We start from the raw sequence: 20,252 nt of genomic DNA, 5'->3' as shown, positions 1-20,252 counted from the left end.
TCCGGAGTACCTGCCATGTCCTGCGATATCGTGATCATCGGCGCCGGCCCCGCCGGCTTGTGTTTCGCCCGCGCTCTGAAAGGCAGCGGCCTGCGCATCGCGCTGGTGGAGCGCCAGCCAGAAGCCGGCCTGATCGCGCCACCGGACGACGGTCGCGAGATCGCGATCACCCATCACTCGCAACGCCTGCTGCGCGAACTGGGCCTGTGGACGCGCCTGCGCGAGGAGGAGATCGGCACGCTGCGCGACGCGATGGTGCTCGACGGCGACGACCGCGAGGGGCTGATGTTCCGCCACGACGAAGCGGGCAAGCCGCAGCTGGGCTGGCTGCTGTCCAACCACGCGATCCGTCGCGCCGCGTACGCCGGGGTGATGGAGTTGCCAGAAGTGGAACGGATCACCGGCGTGCAGGTGAGCGCGGTGCGCACCGGTCGCGACGGCGCCGAGGTCGAGCTGGCCGATGGCCAGACACTGCACGCGCAGCTGGTGGTGGCGGCGGACAGCCGCTTCTCCGACACGCGCCGGGCCATGGGCATCGGCGCCGACATGCATGATTTCGGCAAGACCATGCTGGTGCTGCGCATGCACCACGAGGCGCCGCACGAACAGGTGGCTTGGGAATGGTTCGGCCATGGCCAGACCCTGGCCCTGCTGCCGCTGCACGATCCGCACACCTCGTCGGTGGTGCTGACCCTGTCGCCGCCGGCGATGCGCGAGATGCTGGCGCTGGACGACACGGCGCTGGAACAAGCCATGGCCGAACGCTTCGACCAGCGCCTGGGCGCGATGCGCGTGGCCGGCCCGCGCTGCGCCTATCCGCTGGTCGGGGTGTACGCGCAGCGCTTCGTGGCCGAGCGCTTCGCGCTGATCGGCGATGCCGCGGTGGGCATGCATCCGGTCACCGCGCACGGCTTCAATTTCGGCCTGCTGGGGCAGGACACACTGGCGGGTGAAATGCGCGCCGCGATGGCCGCGGGCCGGCCGTTCTGGGAGGCATCGGTGCTGCAGCGCTATGAGCGCCGGCATCGCCTGGCGACCCGGCCGCTGTACCTGGCCACCCGAATGCTGGCCGGCCTGTACACCGACGACCGCCGCCCGGCGCGGGTGTTGCGCAAGCTGGCATTGGGCGCGGGCGCCCGACTGGGGCCATTCAAGCGCCTCGTGATGTCGGGGCTCACCGCCGAGTCGGCCGGCGTCCCCGCCCTGTTGCGCCGGCGCTCGACCTGAGAGGTTGTGATTTTTCAACTTCGAAGCGATGGAAGAAAACCACGGAAACGGTTTTCCTCACGGGCCATGGCCGGAGCTGGCCTGCTCAGGCCGGGTGGCTGGCCAGGCTGCTGGCGATGCGCACTTCGCCGGTCAGCACCTTGTGGATCGGGCAGGCATTGGCGATCTGCAGCAGGCGTTCGCGCTGCTCGCCGGAGAGGTCGCCCTGCAAGGTGATCACCCGGGTGATGTCGTTGCCGCTGGCCGGCGTGCCCTCGGGGTTGAACTGCAGGTCCACGCCGACCCGGTGCAACGGCCATTGCTTGCGCGCGGCATACATCTGCAGGGTGATCGCGGTGCAGGCGCCCAGCGCCGACAGCAGCAGGCGGTGCGGCGCCGGCCCGGCATTGGCGCCGCCATCCTCGACCGGTTCGTCGGCCAGCCAGGCGTTGCCCTGGTCATCGGTGAAGCTGACCGTGTACGGCGTTTGTCCGGTGACGGCGTGGACGGAATAGATAGTCATCGGCATGGTTCCTGCGGCAGGGAAGACAAGGTTGGCGGGCGAGCTCAGAGCCTGTGAAGAAAACCACTTCCTGTGGTTTTCTTCTATCGCACGTCTGGTACGTGCCCGGACGTATTCACGCGAATCAGTCACTTCCGTGACCGATCCGCGCCCGGCCATCCATGGCCGGGCTTCGAGGTTGAAAAAATCACAACCTCTCAGATCACGTCCCACATGTAGCCATCGTTGGCCAGCACGGCGCCGGCCAGTTGCTCCACGGCAGCGTCCTCGTTGCGCTCCAGCCCGCGCACGTTGCGCGCCATCCGCCGGCGCGCCTGCCTGGCGAACATCTCGGCGATGCTGACTGCCTGCGCCGCGGCGGGGTGCGATTTCTTTTCCAGGCTGTCGGCACGCGACAGCACGCACAGGCCCACGAACAGGTCGATCGCGATGTCGGCCAGGCGTTTCTGCGCGTGCTGCATGTCGGTGGCCTCCTTGCCATGGCGACGCAGCAGCTGGTCGGAGGATTTCGACAACTCGACCGTGTACTTCTCGTAGGTGGCCGCCACCTTGCGCAGCCGCGGCGACAGTTCGTGGGCGATGCGGTCGATGCCGTAGCCGGTAGCCTCGCGCATGCGCCGGCCGGTATAGCTGCCGAGCACGCCGAAGCCCTTGATCGGTTCGTTGAAGATCTCGCCCACGGCGGATTTGAGCTCGCTCAGCCCGGTGCCCACGTCCTTCAGCCCGGACAGTGCGATGTACAGGTGCAGGATCTCGTTGGTGCCTTCGAAGATCGACAGGATGCGCGTGTCGCGGGTGATCTGCTCGTACGGGAACTCGCGCATGAAGCCGTTGCCGGCGGCGATCTGCAGTGCCTCGTACGAAGCGCGCTGCACCGCCTCGCTGGCGAACACCTTGCTCATCGCCGCCTCGACCGAATAGTCGCTGCCGCCGGCGTCGATCAGGTGCGCCACCATCCACACCGCGCTCTCGGCGGCGAAGCAGTCCAGCGTCATCTGGGCGATCTTCTCGCGCACCAGGCCGTACTCGGCGATCGGCTGGCCGAACTGCTTGCGCTCCTTCGCCTGGGCGCAGGCCAGGCGGATCAGCGTGCGCATGCCGCCCACCGCGCCGCCACCCAGGCCGGTGCGGCCACTGTTCAAGATGCTCATCGCCACCTTGAAGCCCTTGCCGACCGGGCCCAGCACGTTCTGCGCCGGCACCTGCACGTCGGCGAACGCCACCGTGGTGGTGCTCGATGCGCGGATGCCCATCTTGTCCTCGTGCGGGCCGTGGCTGACGCCGGGCCATGCCGCTTCCACCATGAAGGCGGTGATCTTGCCCTCGGGCGTGTCGGTGCGGGCGAACACGGTATAGAAGTCCGCGATGCCGCCGTTGGTGATCCAGATCTTCTCGCCCGAAAGCGTCCAGCTGCCGTCGTCGTTGCGCGTCGCCCTGGTGCGGATCGAGGCGGCATCGGAGCCGGCGCCGGATTCGGTGAGGCAGAACGCGGCGATCATCTCGCCGGTGGCGAGCTTCGGCAGGTAGCGCTGCTTCTGCTCGTCGCTGCCGAACAGCAGCAGGCCCTTCATGCCGATCGAACTGTGCGCGCCGATGGTCAGCGAGACCGAGCTGTCGTGGCTGGAGGTCTGGCCCAGCACGCGGGCATAGGCGCCATTGGAAAGCTCCAGTCCGCCGAACTCCTCGGGAATGATCAGGCCGAACAGGCCCATCTCGCGCAGCGCCTGGATGAATTCGGCCGGCTGCTCGGCGTCGCGGTCGTACTGTTTCAGCTCGGCGGTCTTGTCGGCGAGGAACTGGTCGATCGCGTCGGTCATCGCGCCCAGCATTTCCCGGTCGCGGGCGCGGATTTCCGGATAGGGGAACAGGTTCTCTTCGAGGATGTTGCCCAGGAACAGCTGTTTGGCGACGCTGTGCTCGCTGCGCAGGGTGGAGGTGGCAGGCAGGGGCGTGTTCACGGCGTTCTCCGGGCTGGGGCTGAAGCGGCATTCTGGCACCTGCAGCGCGCCGGGCGATGGCGCCAATCGCCGCAGGCCGATCACGCAAGCCGGCGGGTTATGCTGGCCGTGCATCTGAACAGGGGAAGTCCATGCATCGTTTCGTCATCTTCGCCGCGCTGGTCGCGGCTTCCATGCTGGCCGGCTGCGCGCCGCACGCCGCGGTCAAGCCGGCCAGCACCATCACCTTGAACGTCGATGCCGCGGGTAAGCCGGGGGCCGATGCGGACATGAAGAAAGTCCTGGGCGCCCTGGAGATGATCCAGGCTGGCCGCATCCAGCTGGCCATCGATGGCCCCCTGAACGAGGTGATCGACAAGTACGAGGCGCTCTACAAGGGCAGGGCGGGCATGGTGTTCTGCGCCCGCGGCGTGGGCGATGCGCTGATCTACGCCACACTCGGCAGCAAGACGGTCAATGGCAAGGCGGATGTACCCGTAGAGGTGATCGGTTCGGCCTGGGCGCTGGCCTACTGGGCGCGTGGCTACGCGTACAGTGAAATGGCCCGCTACGCGGATGCGCGGGCCGAGCTGGAAAAGGCGCTGGCCCTGTCGCCGATGGACAGCCAGTACAAGAACGAGCTGGCGTTCACCTATCAGCGCAGCGGGGACTGGAACCGGATGCTGGCCCTGTATCAGGAGGCCGAGGGGACTGCGGAGATCAGCGGCACGACCCCGGAAGCGACCACCGAGCTGAAGTGCGTGGCGCTGCGTGGCCAGGGTTATGCCCTGGTCGAGCTGCACCGCCTCGACGAGGCGACCAAGGCCTACCAGGGCTGCTTGAAACTGGTCCCCGGCGAACCCAAGTCATTGGGGGAACTAGGATATATCCAGGATTTGCGGGCAAAGGCGCACTGAGCTGCCGGCGCCCGCCGTTCACTCTCGCGGAGGCAAACCATGGCAACCGGTTGGGCCGGCGACGGCGCCGTGCAGGATCAGATCGACGCCACCGTCAGCGACGCGGTGCAGCGGGCGCGCCAGCAGTTGCGGCAAGGCCCGGGACTGAGTCATTGCGAGGAGTGCGAGGCGCCGATTCCCGAAGCGCGGCGCCAGGCCGTCCCCGGCGTACGCCTGTGCGTGACCTGCCAGCAGGCGCAGGACGCCGAGCAGCGCAGCAGCGGCCCGTACAACCGCCGGGGCAGCAAGGACAGCCAGCTGCGCTAGGTGTCCCGGCACGCTTCCGGCTGGCATCCGTCGCGACGGACACCGCTTGTGCGGGCGCCCCGCTGGGGGCAAGCTCTGCAGGTCGCCGGACTGACGATGCGTTGACCTATCGACGCCGCCAATTTGGGTAAGCTTGGCGGCATCGATCGAAGCGCTGCCGGCGCGACCAGGGGGACACCATCATTTCCAATCCGTCGAATCCTTCCGGACTTGCGGCTGGCATCAACTATTTCTTTGCGTTGCTGCCGGACGAGTGCGCGCGAACCGCGATGGCGGGCGTGGGCGAGCGTTTTCGCAAGACCCACCGCATCGGCGGCACGCCGGTGGGCGTCGACGGCCTGCACCTGACCCTGTGCCCGATGGGCAAGCCCGAGCGACTGCAGCAGCCGCTGGAGCAGGCCCTGCTTGCCGCCGGCAATGAAGTGAAGGAACACGCTTTCCTGGCCACCCTCGATGCGGCGATGCGGTTCACCGCCCGCGATGGCCAGTTTCCGTTCGTGCTTTGCGCGGACAGCGCCACCGCCGAGGCGGCGCTGGGTTTGCGCAAGGCGATTGCGGCGGGGCAGGCCCGTGCGGGGTTGCAGGTCAGCGGGGTGTCCAGCTTCCTGCCCCACGTCAGCCTGCTGCACGGCACCGCCATCGATGCGATCGAGGAATCGGTGGTGCCGATCCAGTGGCGCGCCTGCGAGTTCGTGCTGATCCGCAGCTTCTTCGGCGAATCACGCTTCGAGGTGGTGGGCCGCTGGCCGCTGGCCGAGGCGTCGGGACCGCCTTCGGTCGATCTGCTCGACGAGCTGGCCAACATGCCGGACCTGCCCGAGCTGCCCGACATCTACTGATCGCGCCGCCCCGCCCAGATGGTGGGCTCGACACTCGTTGCCGGCGCCACCTGCTGGCGCCGTTCGTGCGCCAGGCGATGCTCGCGCCAGGCGATGTACAGACTCGCCGCGATGATGATGGCGGCGCCCGCGGCGGTATGGCGATCCAACGGCTCGCCGAAGATCCACCAGGCCAGCAGCGCCACGATCAGAAGTTGCAGGTAACTGAACGGGGCCAGCAGCGAGGCGTCGGCCAGGCGCAGCGCACGCGTCCAGCAGAAGTGGCCGCCGGTGCCCAGCGCGCCGGACAGCACCAGCCATGGCCAGGTCCCGGCGTGTGGCCATTGCCACACCGACAGTGCGGCGGGCAGTGACAGCGGAATCCAGAGGAGGGTGGTCAGCAACACGATGCGGTCGGCCGGTTCGCTGCCGGTCAGCGACTTGATGCTGATCGTCACCGCCCCGGTCAGCGCGGCTGCCAGCAGGGCGACCAGGCTGCCGCCGGTGAACGCATCGCTGCCCGGCCGCACGATCACCAGCACGCCGATGAAACCGGCAACCACCGCGCTCCAGCGCCGCATGCGCACCACTTCGCCCAGAAAGAGCACGGCGCCGATCGTGACGAACAGCGGCGACGAATAGGACAGCGCCACCGCCTCGGCCAGCGGCAGGTTCACGATCGCCCAGAACCCGGCCAGCATCCCGCCCATGCCCAGCACGCAGCGCACGATGTAGAAACCCAGTCGTGGGGTGCGCAGCAATTGCCAGCCGTGGCCGTGCAGCAGGGGCAGCGCGAACAGGGCGCCGAAGCCGCTGCGGAAGAAGGTGATCTGGAACGGATGCAGCTGGGCCGAGGCCAGCCGGATGCAGACCGCCATCAGCGCAAACAGGCTGGCGCTGCCCAGCATCAGCATCACGGCGCGCAATGGCAGCGGCGCGACGGGGTGCGACGGGGTGGGTGTCGTTTCCAGGAGCTTGCTGCAGGAAGCGAAGAGTGGCGCGCATGGTACTGCAAGTTTCGTCCCGCCTTCGCTCCGCGGTCGCCGTTTGAGGCGCATTTCCGGACGATCGCCAGTCATGGCGTGAACCGGGGCGCGATCGACCCTGCATCGACCTGGGCATCGCCCGCCCGCCGCGTGATCGCCGTGAAGGATGCAATGGCCACGCGGCCGCGGCGCCAGGCGTCCCGGCGGCGTCCCATGATTCTTCAGTGCTTGGTAGACAACGTTGTCAATCCACCTGAAGTTTCGTCACCTCGTCGCGACATGAGGCCGGCCACCGGCCGGGCGTGGACTGGATTCGAGCGCTTTGACACAGCCGGCGGGTCCCCGTCACAGTTTGGAAAAAGTCTGATAGACAACGTTGTCATCCGGGTCTATGACGGGACAGCACGTCCATAAGAAGCGGTAGCGAGCAAGGAGGCAGCAGGACATCGGGTTCCCCACCCGTGGCTGACCGGAGCGTCGCCAGGCCTGTCCTGACAACCCACCCGTAGCGATGTAGTCCCGACAGGAGACATCTCATGTTTGCGAAACGATCGGCTGTGTGGTCCGGCTTGGCTTTGAGTGCATTGGGCAGTGCCATGGGCACCTGCTTTTCGGTGGCCCTGCTGGCGGCAGTGCCGCTGCAGGCGGTACACGCGCAATCCGCGCCCGCCTGTGCGGCGGCATGGAATGCGGCGACCGCCTACGGCGGCGGCAGCGTAGTCAGCGAGAACGGCAACAATTACCTGGCCAACTGGTGGACCCAGGGCAACGACCCGGCGACCAGCAGCGGGCCCGGCGGTTCGGGTCAGCCATGGACATCGCAGGGCTCTTGCGGCGGCAGCACTCCGCCGACCGACCCGCCGCCCACCGACCCGCCCGGGTCGGCCGGTTGCGACGCGGCATGGAATGCGGCGACGGCCTATGGCGGCGGCAGCCTGGCCAGCGAGAACGGGGTGAACTACAAGGCCAACTGGTGGACCCAGGGCGATGATCCGGCCACGCACAGCGGACCGACGGGCACCGGACAGCCGTGGACGGCCCAGGGCAGTTGCGATGGCTCCACGGACCCGGGCGATTCCGGCGATCCGGGGGACCCTGGCGATCCGGGTACGCCGAACCCGCCCGCCGAAGGCTTCCTGTTCAGTCCGTACAAGGACGTCACCATCAACCTCAACTGGAATACCAACGTGATGCGCACCGCGGTCACCGGCACGGCGATTCCGCTGGTGGGCAGCGGCAGCCTGGTGTCCACCGCGTTGCCGAATCTGGGCGCGGTCACGCTCGCTTTCGCGTCGGGCGAATGCGGCAGCGAAAGCTGGGGCGGCATCCCGGCGGCGAGTTTCGCCAGCGCGAACATCCAGCCGCTGGTCGATGCGGGGATCAGTTATGTGGTTTCCACCGGTGGCCAGGCCGGCAGCTTCACCTGTGGTTCGGCGGCGGGCATGGCGCAGTTCCTTTCGCGCTACGCCTCGCCGTACATGGTCGGCGTGGACTTCGACATCGAAGGTGCCCAGTCACAGGCGCAGATCAACAACCTGATCGCCAACGCCGCGTACGCGCACACCTTGTATCCGAACCTGCGCTTCTCCTTCACCCTGGCCACGCTGGCGGCGTCCGATGGCAGTCATGGCGGATTGAATGGCGTGGGCGACATGGTGGTGCGTGCGGTGAAGGCGGCCAACCTGCCGAACTACACGATCAACCTGATGGTGATGGACTTCGGTTCGGCCAGTCCCGGCGTGTGCGTGGTGTCGAACGGGCAGTGCGACATGGGCCAGTCGGCGATCCAGGCGGCGACGAACCTGCAGTACACCTACGGCATTCCCGCCAGCCGCATCGAGCTGACCCCGATGATCGGCGTGAATGACGTCAGCAGCGAAGTGTTCCGGATTTCCGACGTGGACACCGTGGTCAATTACGCGGTGAACCAGGGCATGGCCGGCGTGCACTTCTGGTCGCTGGATCGCGACACGCCGTGCGCAGGCGGTGGCGGCACGGCATCGCCGATCTGCAATTCGGTGAGCGGCACCACGCCGCTGCAATACAGCAAGCGGTTCCTGCAGGACCTGGGCAAGTAGCAACAGGCGCTGGCGGGCCGGATGTCGGCCCGCCAGCTTTCAGGACGTCGCCGATTCGACGAAGGTCACCGTATTGCCGTCCGGATCGCACACCGGCGCGAAGCGCACGAAGTGCGTGGCCAGTTGCGGGGCGGGGACGTCGATGTGGCGATCCTGCAGGTCGTGCAGGATCTCGTCCAGATCCTCGACCATGATGCCGACCGACGTTGCGCCGGCGTGGCATGGCGCTTCGGTCAGTTCGTTCCTCGACAGCAGCTGGATGCGCGTGCGCCTGGCGATCTGCCACTCGGCGCAGGATGCATTGGGCGTGTCGTCCGGGCCCCGTCCGAACAGGCGGGCATACCAGGCGCTGGATGCAGCAAAATCGCTCACGGCAACTGTGGCGAGAACCTGGTGGGCAGTCATGATGTTTCTCCGCGGGCGTTGGCGCAAGATTTAGCTCCTCGTCCATGTCGGCAGCGTGAAGGCCCGGCCGATGCGCCTATAATCGCGATCCGATGGCATGAACCAGGTACGTCCCGTGTCCGATATTCCCGCCTGTCCGTCCTGCGCGATGGAGAACACCTATCCCGACGGCGACAACTACATCTGCGCCGATTGCGGCCACGAGTGGCCGATCGCGTCGGGTAACGGGGAGGGTGGCGAGGCGCTGGTGGTGCGCGACGTCAACGGCAACGTGCTCAACAGCGGCGACACCGTGACGGTGATCAAGGACCTCAAGGTGAAGGGTTCATCGATCCCGCTGAAGCAGGGCACGGTGATCCGCAACATCCGCCTGGTCGATGGCGACGAAGAGCACATCGAAGGCAGCTCGGACAAGATCAAGGGACTGGTGCTGAAGGTGTGCTTCCTGAAGAAGGCCTGAGATCGCTGCCCGCCGTCAGCCCGGGGACAAGGCCTGGAAGCGCTGCACGAAATCGGCCGCCGCTTCGGGCATGCCGAGATGGTAGCCCTGGCCGAAATCGCAGCCCATGCCGGCCAGCAGGTCCTCGGTGGCCTGGTTCTCGATGCCTTCGGCAATCGTGGCGAGGTCGAGATGGTGGGCCATGTTGATGATCGCGCTGACCAGTCGGGTCGTATGCGGATCATCCTGCATGGAGCCGACCAGTGACTGGTCGATCTTCAGTTCGGTGGCGGGGAAGCGGCGCAGGTAGGAGATCGACGCATAGCCGGTGCCGAAGTCATCGATGGCGATGCGCACGCCCATGTCGCGCAACCGGCGCAAAACCTGCACGCTGGACTCCAGGTCCGCGGCCAGCGCGGTCTCGGTGACTTCCGCGATCACCGAGGTGGGTGCCACGCCCCAGATGTCCAGTGCGCCCCGGAACTGCTCGACCATGCCGGGCCGCGAGAAGGCCTGCGGCGAGAGGTTGATGGCGAAGTCCAGTCCACCTGTCGCGCACAGCGGCGCGGCATGGCGCAAGGTGGCGTTGATGCTCCAGCGGGTCAGCGCCGAAATCAGGTCGCTCTGTTCGGAGAACGGCACGAAACTGGCTGGCGACACCACGCCGTGGCGGGGGCTGGTCCAGCGCGCCAGCGATTCGACGGCCACCAGGCGCCCGGCCTGCAGCTCGCGAACCGGCTGGAAGTACACCTGCAGCCGGTTCGCCTCGATCGCGTCGCGCAGCTCCTCGTAGAAGATCTCCACCTGGGTGTCGTGCGGCTGGTAGATCTGGCAGGACTCGCGCCGACGCTGCGCTTCGTCCAGCGCCATCGCGGCGCGGCGGCACAGCAGGTCCGCGTCCTGCCCGTGTTCGGGGTAGAGCGCGACGCCCATCACCGCGCGCAATTGCCAGGGCGACTCCATCCCGTGCAGTGGCTGCTCGAAGGCCTGGCTGAGTCGCGCACTGGCCAGCAGCACGTGGTTGCGGCTCAGCATGTCGGGCAGTACCACGGCGTAACTGTCGTCGCCGGCGCGGAAGACCCGGTCGGCGGGACGCAGCGACTGCACGATCAGTTCATGGGCAACCTCGCTGGCCTGCTCGCCCTGGGCGTAACCGAAGCGCAGCGCGATCTGGCGCAGGCCGCGGGCACGCAGCATCAGCACGGCGAAACGTCCGCCCGTTTCGACGCAGGCGGCGATCTGTGCCTCGATCGCGGCAAACAGGGAATCCCGATTCAGCATGTTGATGGCAACGTGGCCTGGAGACTTGAGGACGGGCGGAGCGCAAACCCGTGGCACGGGCGAATCATCGCAGCTGTGTCATTTCAGGAACAGGTCGGCGGCGTCGATGCCATAGTCGCCGGCAACCAGGCTGCGCACGATGTCCACGGCGGCGCCCTGGTCCTGCAGCATCAGGTCGACCTGGCGGAAATCCTCCAGCGGCTGCTTGTTCGGCCGGGTCAGCACGACGACCTTGGGGCGCAGCCGGCGAACCTGGTTCTGCGCCATCACCACGGCGACCTCGCCGGTGCTCAGCTCCACCAGCGATCCGGTCGGGTAGACGCCAAGGCAGACCTGGAAGCGTTCGATCATCTCGGCCTGGAACAGCGTGTTGCGGGTAGCGTAGATCTGCCGCAGCGCGTGATGGCGGGAAATCGCCGGACGATAGGGGCGCGGGCTGATCATCGCGTCGTAGGTGTCGATGATGCCGAGCATGCGCCCGGTGATCGGGATCATGTTGCCGGCCAGGCCGTCGGGATAGCCGCTGCCATCATGGCGCTCGTGGTGGCTGCGCAGGATGTCCAGCACGTCCTGGTCGGTGATGTCCGACTCGGAGACGATCGCCAGCGCGGCGGCGACGTGCGAGCGCACCACGTCCACTTCGGCGGGTGACAGCGAGCCGGGATAGCGCAACAGGTTTTCCGGGACGCGGGTCTTGCCCACGTCCATCAGCAGGCCGCCGGCGGCCAGGCTGAGAATGGTTTCCTCGGCGAAGCCCATGTGCCGCCCGAAGGCGGCGGCAAGCGCGCTGCAACCGATCGAATGGCTGTAGGAATAGTTGTCGTGCCGGCGCAATCCCTCGACCAGGAAAAATGCATCGGCGCTGCGCAGCACGCTGGCCACCAGCGGTCGCACGGCCTGCTCGACGCGTTCCACCGAGAGCTCGCGGCCACTGGCGATGTCTTCGTAGATCCGGTCGACCATCTCGCCGGCGTTGTCCAGCGCGGCGTGGGCCCGCGGCGCTTCCTCTTCGACGGGAATCCTGTCGGCGTACTGGACGGTGTCCTTGAAGCGGGTTCCCGAGAGACTGGTGCGGGTCAGTGCCGGTCGCGGCGCTATCGGCACCTGGCGGCGAAGGTCGACGTACACGTACTCGCAAACCGCGCGGACGGCGGCGAGATCCTCGGGGCTTGCCAGCCCGACCCCCTGCAGGGGGAAAGAGGTTTCCTCCCATGGCCGATCGAGCCGGCACACGTACATGCCAAGCCGGAGGGCGTGGACGTCCATGCGCTGTTCTTCGATTTCAAAGGCCACGCATGGTCCCGATGGGCTGGCTGGAATGGGGCGAGCCGATGGTCTGGCCGAGTGGCCCGGCGGCAGACTTCCCGCCTCCTGCAACACCCGGCAGCCTAGCAGGGGATTGCGTGCGGATGCCAATGAAGCGTGTCGCGCGGGACGCGTGGGTGGGGAATGGTCATGCGTGCGTCGGCCGACCATTGGCCCGGCGTAGTGTCGCCACTACAGTGCATCACCTTGTCCAGAAGCCTCCTGCCCTTATGTCGCCTGCTCACCGACTCCTGCGTACCTTCCGTTCGATCCATCTGCATCTGGGCGTGTTCACCGCGCCGATGCTGCTGTTTCTTGCCATCACGGGCGGGCTGCAGGTGTTCGGCCTGCACGAAAGCTCGCGCGACAGCGGCTACGCGCCGCCGGACTGGCTGGCCAGTGCGGCGCAACTGCACAAGAAACAGACCCTGGAGATGCCACAGCGGCGGCGCCCGCCGGCCACCGCGTCCGGCAACACGGCGCAACCGACGCCGGCCGTGCAACCGCGCGTGCGCGACGAGGCGGCTAGGCCGGCGAAGAGGAATCTGTGGCCGATGAAGACGTTCTTTGCGCTGGTCGCCCTGGGCCTGCTGGTGTCGGTGTCGAGCGGCCTGTACATGGCGTGGCGCTTTACCCGTCGCCCCGCGGTGTTCGGCGTGGTGCTCGGCGCCGGAGTCATGGTGCCGTTGTTGCTGCTGTTGTTCTGAGCCCTCGGCGCGGCAGGCCGGACTGCGGCCTGCCGCGGCCGGTGACTCAGGCGATGGTCAGCGTCACGTCGATGTTGTTGCGGGTGGCGTTCGAGTAGGGGCACACGATGTGCGCCTTCTGCACCAATGCCTCGGCGTCGGCGCGGGGCATGCCGGGGATGGTGATGGTCAGCTCGACCTCGATGCCGAAGCCGGTGGGAATCGGGCCGATGCCGACCTGGCCGGTGACCCGGGTGTCGGCTGGCAGCTGCAGCTTCTGCTGGCCAGCCACGAACTTCATCGCGCCCAGGAAGCAGGCCGAGTAGCCGGCGGCGAACAACTGTTCCGGATTGGTACCGTCACCGCCGGCGCCGCCCAGTTCCTTCGGGGTGGTCAGCTTGACGTCGAGCACGTTGTCGGAGGAGGTGGCGCGGCCGTCGCGGCCGCCGGTGGCGGTGGCCTTGGAGCGATACAGGACTTTTTCGATGGACATGGCGGATTCCTTGGGTGGGGGTTGGTGAGTTTAGTGTGCTATCAAATAGCGCGCTATTTTAATGATGGAAAATGACTGGCGATCAGTCCTCGGTGGACAGCTTGCGGCGCAGGTCCTGCAACTCCTGCTTGAGATGGATCAACTGCTCCGGTGCGCAGCGGGTGGCGCAGAAGATCGATTCCTGCACCTTGCCGGCCTTGCCCTGCAGCGCCTTGCCCCGGGCGGTCAGCGAAATCACCACGTGGCGTTCGTCGTCGCGCGAGCGCAGCCGCGTCACCAGACCTGCGGACTCCAGCCGCTTCAGCAGCGGGGTCAGGGTGGCGGAGTCGAGGAACAGGCGTTCACCGATTTCCGACACGCTGAGGCTTTCGTCCTCCCACAGCACCATCATCACCAGGTACTGCGGATAGGTGATGTCGAGCGCCTTGAGCAGCTTGCGATACACCTTGTTCATGGCCAGCCCCGCCGAATAGAGCGCAAAGCACAATTGCGCATCCAGCCGGGGTACGGCGTTGGCGGCAGGCTTCGTGGCGGCGCGGGCAGTCTTCATGGCTGCGCATATTACATAGCGCGCTATTCATTGGCAAGCGATTTATTTGCGGAAGTTGCAGCGGCATCGAGCAGCCGGAGTAGAGTGGTCGCCTCGCCGGCGCCGCCAGAGGCCCCGGCATCGACGCAGCAGCCCGAGGGAATACGCATGGGTTTCCGGATCAGCAGCTTCGCGGCAATCACCGTTGCCGCCTCCTTGATACTGGGCGGGGCCAGTGTCCACGCCGGGGAAACCTACAGCGCGGCCCAGCGCGAAGCCCTGGGCGCGGTGGATGCGCTGTTTGCGGCCATGACCCGGCATGATGTGGAAACGTCGCGCCGGCTGATCCTGCCTGGGGCCAACTTCGTGGTGCTGCTGCCGGACGGCAAGCTGCGGATCGAGGCCGACACCGGTTATCTCGACACGCTGGCCAAGCGCAAGGAAGCCTTCCTCGAGCGCATCTGGGATGCGCAGGTCACCGTGCAGGGGAATCTTGCCCAGGTCTGGGCGCCGTACGATTTCCACCTGGACGGCAAGCTGTCCCATTGCGGCATCGACAGTTTCAGCCTGGCCCGCACCGCCGATGGCTGGCGCATCGCCGGCATCAGCTACACGGTGCAGAAGGTCGCTTGCGCGCCGAGCCCGCTGGGTGCCGTGCACCCGCAGCAGGGCGCCCCGGTCATTCCAGCGGCGCGGTGATCATCAGCTGGTCGACGTCGTAGCCGCGCTGGCGCGAGTGTTCCTTCAGCGTCCGGAACAGTGCATGGTCCATCGATGCCTTGCGGGCGAGGATCCACAGGTGCTTGCGGCCGGGACTGCCGATCACCGCCCATCGATAGTCCGGGTCCACCTCGATGACCCAGTAGTCGGCCCAGGTCACCGGCAGCCAGCTCAGCCAGCCCGGGGCGAAGCGTACCTCCAGCGCGCCGGGCTGGCCGTCCTTGATCCGGGCCACGCCGGTGACCGACATCCGGCCCTTGCGGGTGCGACAGCTGTTGTCCACGCGCACGGTGCCGTCGGCGTTCGGCGTGTACCTGGCGGTCACCCCGTCCAGGCACTTGCGTTCGAAATACATCGGCAACCGGGCGATCTCGTGCCATTGGCCAGCGTAGTGGTCGAGGTCGAGTGACCGCACCGGTTCGTTCGGCAGCGTGGCCGCCGCCGCGGGTGCAGCGAAGGCGAGCGACGCGAGCAACAGGAGCAGGAGGGGCATGGCGGACGCCTGTGGGGTGCAATTGATCATGCTACGTGCCGCGAACGCGAGTGGATGCGGGCATGGCACCGGATGCCGGGATGGTGTCATCGGCCGGCTGGCGGCTCATGGCTTGCGCTCCAGCCGGGCAAACGAGAACAGCGATGCCAAACGATGCCTGCGCCGCTCGATCAGCGCGCGGATCAGGTCCGCGCCCAGCATGCTGTAAGTGATCCCGTTGCCGCCATAAGCCATCGCGAAATGCACGCGCGGCCCGTATTGCGCATGCGGCCCGAAGAACGGCAGGCCGTCATCGGTTTCGGCGAAGGTGCCGCCCCAGGCGAAGGTGGGGGTCAGTCGGAGCCCGGGAATGACCCTGGCCACCTTGGTCACCAGCTTGCGCGCCTTGCGGTCCACCCGGGCATCACGCAGGGCCGGCACGTCGCTGGCGTCGTCTTCGCCACCGACCAGCAGGCGGTGGTCGGCGGTGCTGCGCAGATACAGGTAGGGGCGGGCGGTTTCCCAGACCATGGTGTCGGCGAGGCCCTGCAACGCGTCCGGGTCGAGCGGATCGGTGACGAACGCGTAGCTGCTGCGGTTTCGCGCCACCGGTTCCTTCAGCCATTGCTGGCTGGCGTAGCCGGCGGCGACCACCACATGTTCCGCGCGCAGGCGGATGCCGTCGCTGCTGCGCAGGGTGACGCCCCGGCTCCCCGCTTCGATGGAATGGATCGTGCTGCGATCGAACACGGCCGTGCCGCGGCGTTCGAGACGGGCGAACAGCCGGTTGGCCATCCGGTACGGGTCCATGCGGGCGGCCAGCCGGCTGAGGATCGCGCCTGGCGCCTCGATGCCGTAGTCGCCACGGAGCGCGTCGGCGGACAACCATGCCACCGCCAGGCCATGCCTGCGACGCAGCGCGAGTTCGTCCCGCATCGCCGGGACATCACGGCGGCGGCTGGCGTAGTAGAGGCTGTGCATCTTCGCGAAGCCGACGTCGCGCACCTCACGGGCCAGCGTGCCCAGGCGCGGGATCGCCTCGGCGCAGGCGGTGTAGGCAAGCGCCGCGTCGGCCTCGCCGTAACGTCGTGCCAGTTCGCTCATTGGCGTGTCGATCTCGTACTGCAGCAGCGCCGTGCTTGCCGCGGAACTGCCCCAGCCGATGTCGCGCTGTTCCACCACCACAACGTCGTGGCCCGCCTCGACCAGTTCATGGGCGATCAGGGCGCCGGTGATGCCGCCGCCGATCACCACCACGTCGCAGCGCGTGTCCTGCTGCAATGCCGGGAAAGCATGCATCAGGCCGTTGCTGATCGCCCAGAACGGATAGCCGCTTTTGAGATCCATGCCGGTTGACCTGTGGCTTCGAGTGGATGGCGCAGCGTCGGGTGTCCCATGTCGTCGCCTCGTGAGCGGCACCGGCGGACTGGCGGGCTGGCCTTGGCCGCCGCCACCGGCATACCATGCGCTTTCCCCGATCGTTGCCAGGACATGTGCGTGCCGCCGATCATCGCCGTACAACGACTCAGCAAGACCTACGCCTCCGGTTTCAAGGCACTGAACGACATCAACCTGGAAATCCGCCAGGGCGAGATCTTCGCCCTGCTCGGACCCAACGGTGCCGGCAAGACCACCCTGATCAGCATCATCTGCGGCATCGTCAATCCCGGCGAGGGCACGGTGCTGGCCGACGGCCACGACGTGGTGCGCGACTATCGCGCGGCGCGCTCGAAGATCGGCCTGGTGCCGCAGGAGCTGACCACCGACGCCTTCGAGACGGTGTGGAACACGGTCAGCTTCAGCCGCGGCCTGTTCGGCAGGAGCGCAAACCCGGCGTACATCGAGAAGGTGCTGAAGGACCTCTCGCTGTGGAACAAGAAGGACAGCAAGCTGATGACGCTGTCCGGCGGCATGAAGCGCCGCGTGATGATCGCCAAGGCGCTGTCGCACGAGCCGCAGATCCTGTTCCTGGACGAACCCACCGCCGGCGTCGACGTGGAGCTGCGCCGCGACATGTGGGCGATGGTGCGCGCGCTGCGCGACACCGGCGTCACCATCATCCTGACCACGCACTACATCGATGAGGCCGAGGAGATGGCCGACCGCATCGGGGTGATCAACAAGGGTGAGCTGATCCTGGTCGAGGAAAAGGCCGAGCTGATGAACAAGCTCGGCCGCAGACAGCTGACCCTGCAGTTGCAGAGTCCGCTGGAAAGCGTGCCGGCCTCGCTGTCCGGCTATGCGCTGGAGCTGTCGGCCGACGGCAGCCAGCTGGTCTACACCTTCGACGCGCAAGGCGAGCACACCGGCATCGACGTGCTGCTGCGCCGGCTCGCCGAGGCGGGCATCGACTTCAAGGACCTCAGGACCAGCCAGAGTTCGCTGGAGGACATTTTCGTGAACCTGGTGAGGGAGCGCGCATGAACATCTATGCGATTCGGGCGATCTACCTGTTCGAAATGGCGCGCACCTGGCGCACGCTGTTGCAGAGCATCGTTTCGCCGGTGATCTCCACCTCGCTGTACTTCGTGGTGTTCGGCGCGGCGATCGGCTCGCACATGAACGGGATCGACGGGGTCAGCTACGGCGCCTTCATCGTGCCGGGGCTGATCATGCTGTCGCTGCTGACGCAGAGCATCTCGAACGCCTCGTTCGGCATCTACTTTCCGAAGTTCGTGGGCACGATCTACGAGATCCTGTCGGCGCCGGTGTCCCCGCTCGAGATCGTGGCCGGCTACGTGGGCGCGGCGGCAAGCAAGTCGATCATCCTGGGCCTGATCATCCTGGCCACCGCACGGCTGTTCGTGTCGTTCCAGATCGAGCACCCGCTGTGGATGCTGGCATTCCTGCTGCTGACCGCGCTGACCTTCAGCCTGTTCGGCTTCATCATCGGCATCTGGGCGGACAACTTCGAGAAGCTGCAGCTGGTGCCGCTGCTGATCGTGACGCCGCTGACCTTCCTCGGCGGCAGTTTCTACTCGATCCACATGCTTCCGCCGTTCTGGCAGAAGGTCACTTTGGTCAATCCGGTGGTCTACCTGATCAGCGGCTTCCGCTGGAGCTTCTACGGCGTTGCCGATGTGAGCGTGGGCGTCAGCGTGGGTATGACCCTGGTATTTCTCGCCAGCTGCCTCGCCGCGGTGTGGTGGATCTTCCGCAGCGGGTATCGGCTGAAAGCCTGAGTCCGGCCGGGACGGCAGGTTCGCCGCGCCATGGTCGCGGCGCATGCCTTGCACACGCGCCGAAATGGAACGGGTGCGCGGTCGCCGATCCGAAACGCGGCCACGTTCCGTCCGGGCGAAAACCGCCGGCGCCATGAACGAATGGTGCGCGGGCAAGTCCAACCAGACATTCGACGGCACAACGGGAGAGATCGTGGCCAAGCAACAGGCATCGGCAGTCAGCTGGATCGCGGCGGTGGTCGTGGTCATCGCCATCGTGGCAGGAGGCGTCTACCTGGCACGCAAGGCCATGCACGCAGGCGCGCCGGCGCCGACCACGCGGGTCTTGCCGACATCGACCGAAACGGCGCCGGCCAGCACGCCGGTCCAGCATCCCATAGAACAGGCCCAGGCCGGGCCCGCAACCGCCTCGACCGCCGCGCTGCCCGCACTGGATGACAGCGACGACGGCGTCGCTTCGGCGCTGGCCGCACTGGCCGGCGGCAGCGACCTGTCGTCGCTGCTGGTGAGCCAGCAACTGATCACCCGCATCGTGACCACCATCGACGCGCTGCCCCGGCACGACGGGCTGGGTACGTTCACGCTGCCGGCGCATGTGCCCAAGGGCGCTTTTGCGGTCGACGAGGTCGACGGCGCGACGGTGATCGGCGCCGGCAACAGCGCCCGCTACGCCCCTTACATGCAGGTCGTGGACGCCACCGACCCGCAGGCACTGGTGGCCTGGTACGTACGTGCCTATCCGCTGTTCCAGCAGGCCTACCGGCAACTGGGCTACCCGAAGGGCTATTTCAACGATCGCCTGATCGTGGTGATCGACGACCTGCTGGCGGCGCCGGAACCGGCCCAACCGCCCGTGGTGGTGCGCTCGAAGACGTTCTACGTCCATGCCGACCCCGCACTGGAGTCGCTGTCGACCGGACAGAAGCTGCTGCTGCGCGTCGGCTCCGCCAACGAGGCCAGGATCAAGGCGAAGCTGCGGGCGATCCGGATGCAACTTGTGGCGAAAGATCCACATGGCGGGCGCAACGACTGACCTGGCCCGTACGCATCACCACGTCCATTTGAATGTTCAATCGTGATCCCGCAAGGCGCTGGCATTCCCGTGCAATCGCACCAGATTCATTCGACGCCTGCCTCGACCAAGGAAAGCTTCGCGATTGAATCCGCGCCTGTTTGCAAGTGATTGTTGCGTGCGTTATACGTGTATGAAGAGATGTTGGACCCGACCAACAATCGATGGGCAAAGCTTTGGCATTGACGAGGGCGACTATTCAGTCGATTCGCCAGGCAAGCATGTCCAGAACAATCGTTTGCATCATCACGTCGATCGAGGGAATGACTCATGAAGAAGTTCGGCATCACAACGCTTGGCTTGGCTTTGGCAGTGGCGGGGATTTCGTTGCCCTCGTTTGCTTCGGCACAGAATGTCACCTCGGATAGCGCAAGCAGTTCGCCGCTCTATTTCGCCAATGTCGACAAGAATGGCGACGGAGTGATCAGCCGTTCGGAGGTTCCAAAAGACCTTCCCGGATTGCGGGCGCACTTCGATCAATATGATTTGAATCGCGATCACCGGCTTTCCGAGGGAGAGTACGTGAGCTACCTGGGCAGCATTGGTTCGACAGCCTGTCGGGATGACCAACATACCGAGGCGAAGTGCCAGGTTTCACCCTACGCGGGAGATGCCCGGCGGCAGTATTCGGGTGAATCGCCTGCCGTGCGTCCCCCGAAGGGTTCCGGCGGTTGATGAAGATGGCATCAACTGCGGGACGTTCCGCCTTGGTGTAAGCAGTGATCAACACCCCGTCCGGATACTGGGCGGGGTGAGCGCAGATGCCGCAATTTCACCTTTCGGCTTTCGCGAGCCACGTCCCGATTCGCTGCATGGCAGATGCGCCAACGTGCGCGATCAACGCAAACGGGCCGTCCACACAGGTGGCGATACCGACAATGGCTCCAGGGCGTACTT

At 66.5% G+C, this 20,252-nt stretch carries 22 protein-coding genes; 12 read left to right on the top strand and 10 right to left on the bottom strand.

What is annotated here, in order from left to right:
* Positions 1-15 precede the first annotated feature (15 nt).
* Entirely contained in the window at positions 16-1,227 is a 1,212-nt protein-coding gene (ubiM, locus tag UU7_RS04885; RefSeq protein ID WP_007805923.1) for a 5-demethoxyubiquinol-8 5-hydroxylase UbiM, read from the top strand.
* Between the two features lie 85 nt (positions 1,228-1,312).
* On the opposite strand, the gene UU7_RS04880 is transcribed toward ubiM, so the two are convergent.
* Both UU7_RS04880 and UU7_RS04875 read right to left on the bottom strand, forming a co-directional pair.
* Positions 1,313-1,729 (bottom strand): OsmC family protein, encoded by a 417-nt coding sequence (locus UU7_RS04880; RefSeq protein ID WP_007805921.1) that lies wholly within the window; start codon positions 1,727-1,729, stop codon positions 1,313-1,315.
* Positions 1,730-1,926: 197 nt separating this feature from the next.
* Entirely contained in the window at positions 1,927-3,687 is a 1,761-nt protein-coding gene (locus UU7_RS04875) for an acyl-CoA dehydrogenase family protein (RefSeq protein ID WP_157581877.1), read from the bottom strand.
* A 131-nt stretch (positions 3,688-3,818) separates the two neighbouring features.
* Here UU7_RS04875 and UU7_RS04870 point away from each other — a divergent pair, with 131 nt between their 5' ends.
* From UU7_RS04870 to UU7_RS04860, 3 genes are all read left to right on the top strand, one after another.
* Entirely contained in the window at positions 3,819-4,583 is a 765-nt protein-coding gene (locus UU7_RS04870) for a tetratricopeptide repeat protein (protein ID WP_007805918.1), read from the top strand.
* A 39-nt stretch (positions 4,584-4,622) separates the two neighbouring features.
* Positions 4,623-4,889 (top strand): DksA/TraR family C4-type zinc finger protein, encoded by a 267-nt coding sequence (locus tag UU7_RS04865; RefSeq protein WP_007805916.1) that lies wholly within the window; start codon positions 4,623-4,625, stop codon positions 4,887-4,889.
* Positions 4,890-5,158: 269 nt separating this feature from the next.
* The gene (locus tag UU7_RS04860) at positions 5,159-5,728 is read left to right on the top strand and encodes a 2'-5' RNA ligase family protein (RefSeq protein ID WP_007805915.1); all 570 of its coding nucleotides are present in this window, start codon (positions 5,159-5,161) and stop codon (positions 5,726-5,728) included.
* Here the strand turns inward: UU7_RS04860 and UU7_RS04855 are convergent.
* Positions 5,722-6,621 carry a DMT family transporter gene (locus UU7_RS04855; RefSeq protein WP_007805913.1) on the bottom strand — a complete coding sequence of 300 codons (900 nt, stop codon included), beginning with the start codon at positions 6,619-6,621 and terminating at the stop codon, positions 5,722-5,724. The two genes, UU7_RS04860 and UU7_RS04855, sit on opposite strands and share 7 nt — an antisense overlap.
* A 668-nt stretch (positions 6,622-7,289) precedes the next feature.
* On the opposite strand from UU7_RS04855, the gene UU7_RS04850 reads away from it, so the two are divergent.
* Positions 7,290-8,771 (top strand): carbohydrate-binding protein, encoded by a 1,482-nt coding sequence (locus UU7_RS04850; protein ID WP_007805911.1) that lies wholly within the window; start codon positions 7,290-7,292, stop codon positions 8,769-8,771.
* A 39-nt stretch (positions 8,772-8,810) separates the two neighbouring features.
* Here UU7_RS04850 and UU7_RS04845 read toward each other — a convergent pair whose 3' ends face one another.
* Positions 8,811-9,176 (bottom strand): VOC family protein, encoded by a 366-nt coding sequence (locus UU7_RS04845; protein WP_007805909.1) that lies wholly within the window; start codon positions 9,174-9,176, stop codon positions 8,811-8,813.
* Positions 9,177-9,291: 115 nt separating this feature from the next.
* On the opposite strand from UU7_RS04845, the gene UU7_RS04840 reads away from it, so the two are divergent.
* On the top strand, positions 9,292-9,636 hold the full coding sequence (locus UU7_RS04840; protein ID WP_007805907.1) for a zinc ribbon domain-containing protein YjdM: 345 nt from the start codon (positions 9,292-9,294) through the stop codon (positions 9,634-9,636).
* Positions 9,637-9,651: 15 nt separating this feature from the next.
* Here the strand turns inward: UU7_RS04840 and UU7_RS04835 are convergent, their stop codons facing one another.
* Positions 9,652-10,896: a putative bifunctional diguanylate cyclase/phosphodiesterase gene (locus UU7_RS04835; RefSeq protein ID WP_007805906.1), complete on the bottom strand. Its 1,245-nt coding sequence runs from the start codon at positions 10,894-10,896 to the stop codon at positions 9,652-9,654.
* Positions 10,897-10,974: 78 nt separating this feature from the next.
* Positions 10,975-12,189, bottom strand: coding sequence for an HD-GYP domain-containing protein (locus tag UU7_RS04830; protein ID WP_157581874.1), 1,215 nt, complete (start codon positions 12,187-12,189; stop codon positions 10,975-10,977).
* Positions 12,190-12,431: 242 nt separating this feature from the next.
* On the opposite strand from UU7_RS04830, the gene UU7_RS04825 reads away from it, so the two are divergent.
* A complete protein-coding gene (locus UU7_RS04825; RefSeq protein WP_007805904.1) occupies positions 12,432-12,908 on the top strand; it encodes a PepSY domain-containing protein in 477 nt (158 codons plus the stop codon).
* A 46-nt stretch (positions 12,909-12,954) separates the two neighbouring features.
* Here UU7_RS04825 and UU7_RS04820 read toward each other — a convergent pair whose 3' ends face one another.
* Positions 12,955-13,380, bottom strand: a complete 426-nt coding sequence (locus UU7_RS04820; RefSeq protein ID WP_007805903.1) for an organic hydroperoxide resistance protein — start codon at positions 13,378-13,380, stop codon at positions 12,955-12,957.
* Positions 13,381-13,462: 82 nt separating this feature from the next.
* Positions 13,463-13,930: a MarR family winged helix-turn-helix transcriptional regulator gene (locus tag UU7_RS04815; RefSeq protein ID WP_007805902.1), complete on the bottom strand. Its 468-nt coding sequence runs from the start codon at positions 13,928-13,930 to the stop codon at positions 13,463-13,465.
* A gap of 147 nt (positions 13,931-14,077) precedes the next feature.
* On the opposite strand from UU7_RS04815, the gene UU7_RS04810 reads away from it, so the two are divergent.
* On the top strand, positions 14,078-14,608 hold the full coding sequence (locus tag UU7_RS04810) for a hypothetical protein (protein WP_007805901.1): 531 nt from the start codon (positions 14,078-14,080) through the stop codon (positions 14,606-14,608).
* Here UU7_RS04810 and UU7_RS04805 read toward each other — a convergent pair.
* Together UU7_RS04805 and UU7_RS04800 are read right to left on the bottom strand one after the other, a co-directional pair.
* Positions 14,589-15,122, bottom strand: coding sequence for a lipocalin family protein (locus UU7_RS04805; protein ID WP_007805900.1), 534 nt, complete (start codon positions 15,120-15,122; stop codon positions 14,589-14,591). The two genes, UU7_RS04810 and UU7_RS04805, sit on opposite strands and share 20 nt — an antisense overlap.
* 105 nt (positions 15,123-15,227) lie before the next feature.
* Positions 15,228-16,448 (bottom strand): NAD(P)/FAD-dependent oxidoreductase, encoded by a 1,221-nt coding sequence (locus UU7_RS04800; protein ID WP_007805899.1) that lies wholly within the window; start codon positions 16,446-16,448, stop codon positions 15,228-15,230.
* Positions 16,449-16,598: 150 nt separating this feature from the next.
* Here UU7_RS04800 and UU7_RS04795 point away from each other — a divergent pair, with 150 nt between their 5' ends.
* From UU7_RS04795 to UU7_RS19135, 4 genes are all read left to right on the top strand, one after another.
* Entirely contained in the window at positions 16,599-17,525 is a 927-nt protein-coding gene (locus UU7_RS04795) for an ABC transporter ATP-binding protein (protein ID WP_007805898.1), read from the top strand.
* Positions 17,522-18,283, top strand: a complete 762-nt coding sequence (locus UU7_RS04790) for an ABC transporter permease (protein WP_007805897.1) — start codon at positions 17,522-17,524, stop codon at positions 18,281-18,283. Before UU7_RS04795 ends, UU7_RS04790 begins: the two co-directional genes overlap by 4 nt.
* Positions 18,284-18,416: 133 nt before the next feature.
* Positions 18,417-19,316: a DUF3014 domain-containing protein gene (locus UU7_RS04785; protein WP_007805896.1), complete on the top strand. Its 900-nt coding sequence runs from the start codon at positions 18,417-18,419 to the stop codon at positions 19,314-19,316.
* A gap of 309 nt (positions 19,317-19,625) precedes the next feature.
* Complete coding sequence (locus UU7_RS19135; RefSeq protein ID WP_083845935.1) at positions 19,626-20,030, top strand: EF-hand domain-containing protein; 405 nt, start codon at positions 19,626-19,628, stop codon at positions 20,028-20,030.
* Positions 20,031-20,252: the final 222 nt, after the last annotated feature.

The sequence above is a fragment of the Rhodanobacter spathiphylli B39 genome (assembly GCF_000264295.1).
Taxonomy (GTDB): domain Bacteria; phylum Pseudomonadota; class Gammaproteobacteria; order Xanthomonadales; family Rhodanobacteraceae; genus Rhodanobacter; species Rhodanobacter spathiphylli.
This window is presented reverse-complemented; position numbering and strand designations above follow the sequence as displayed.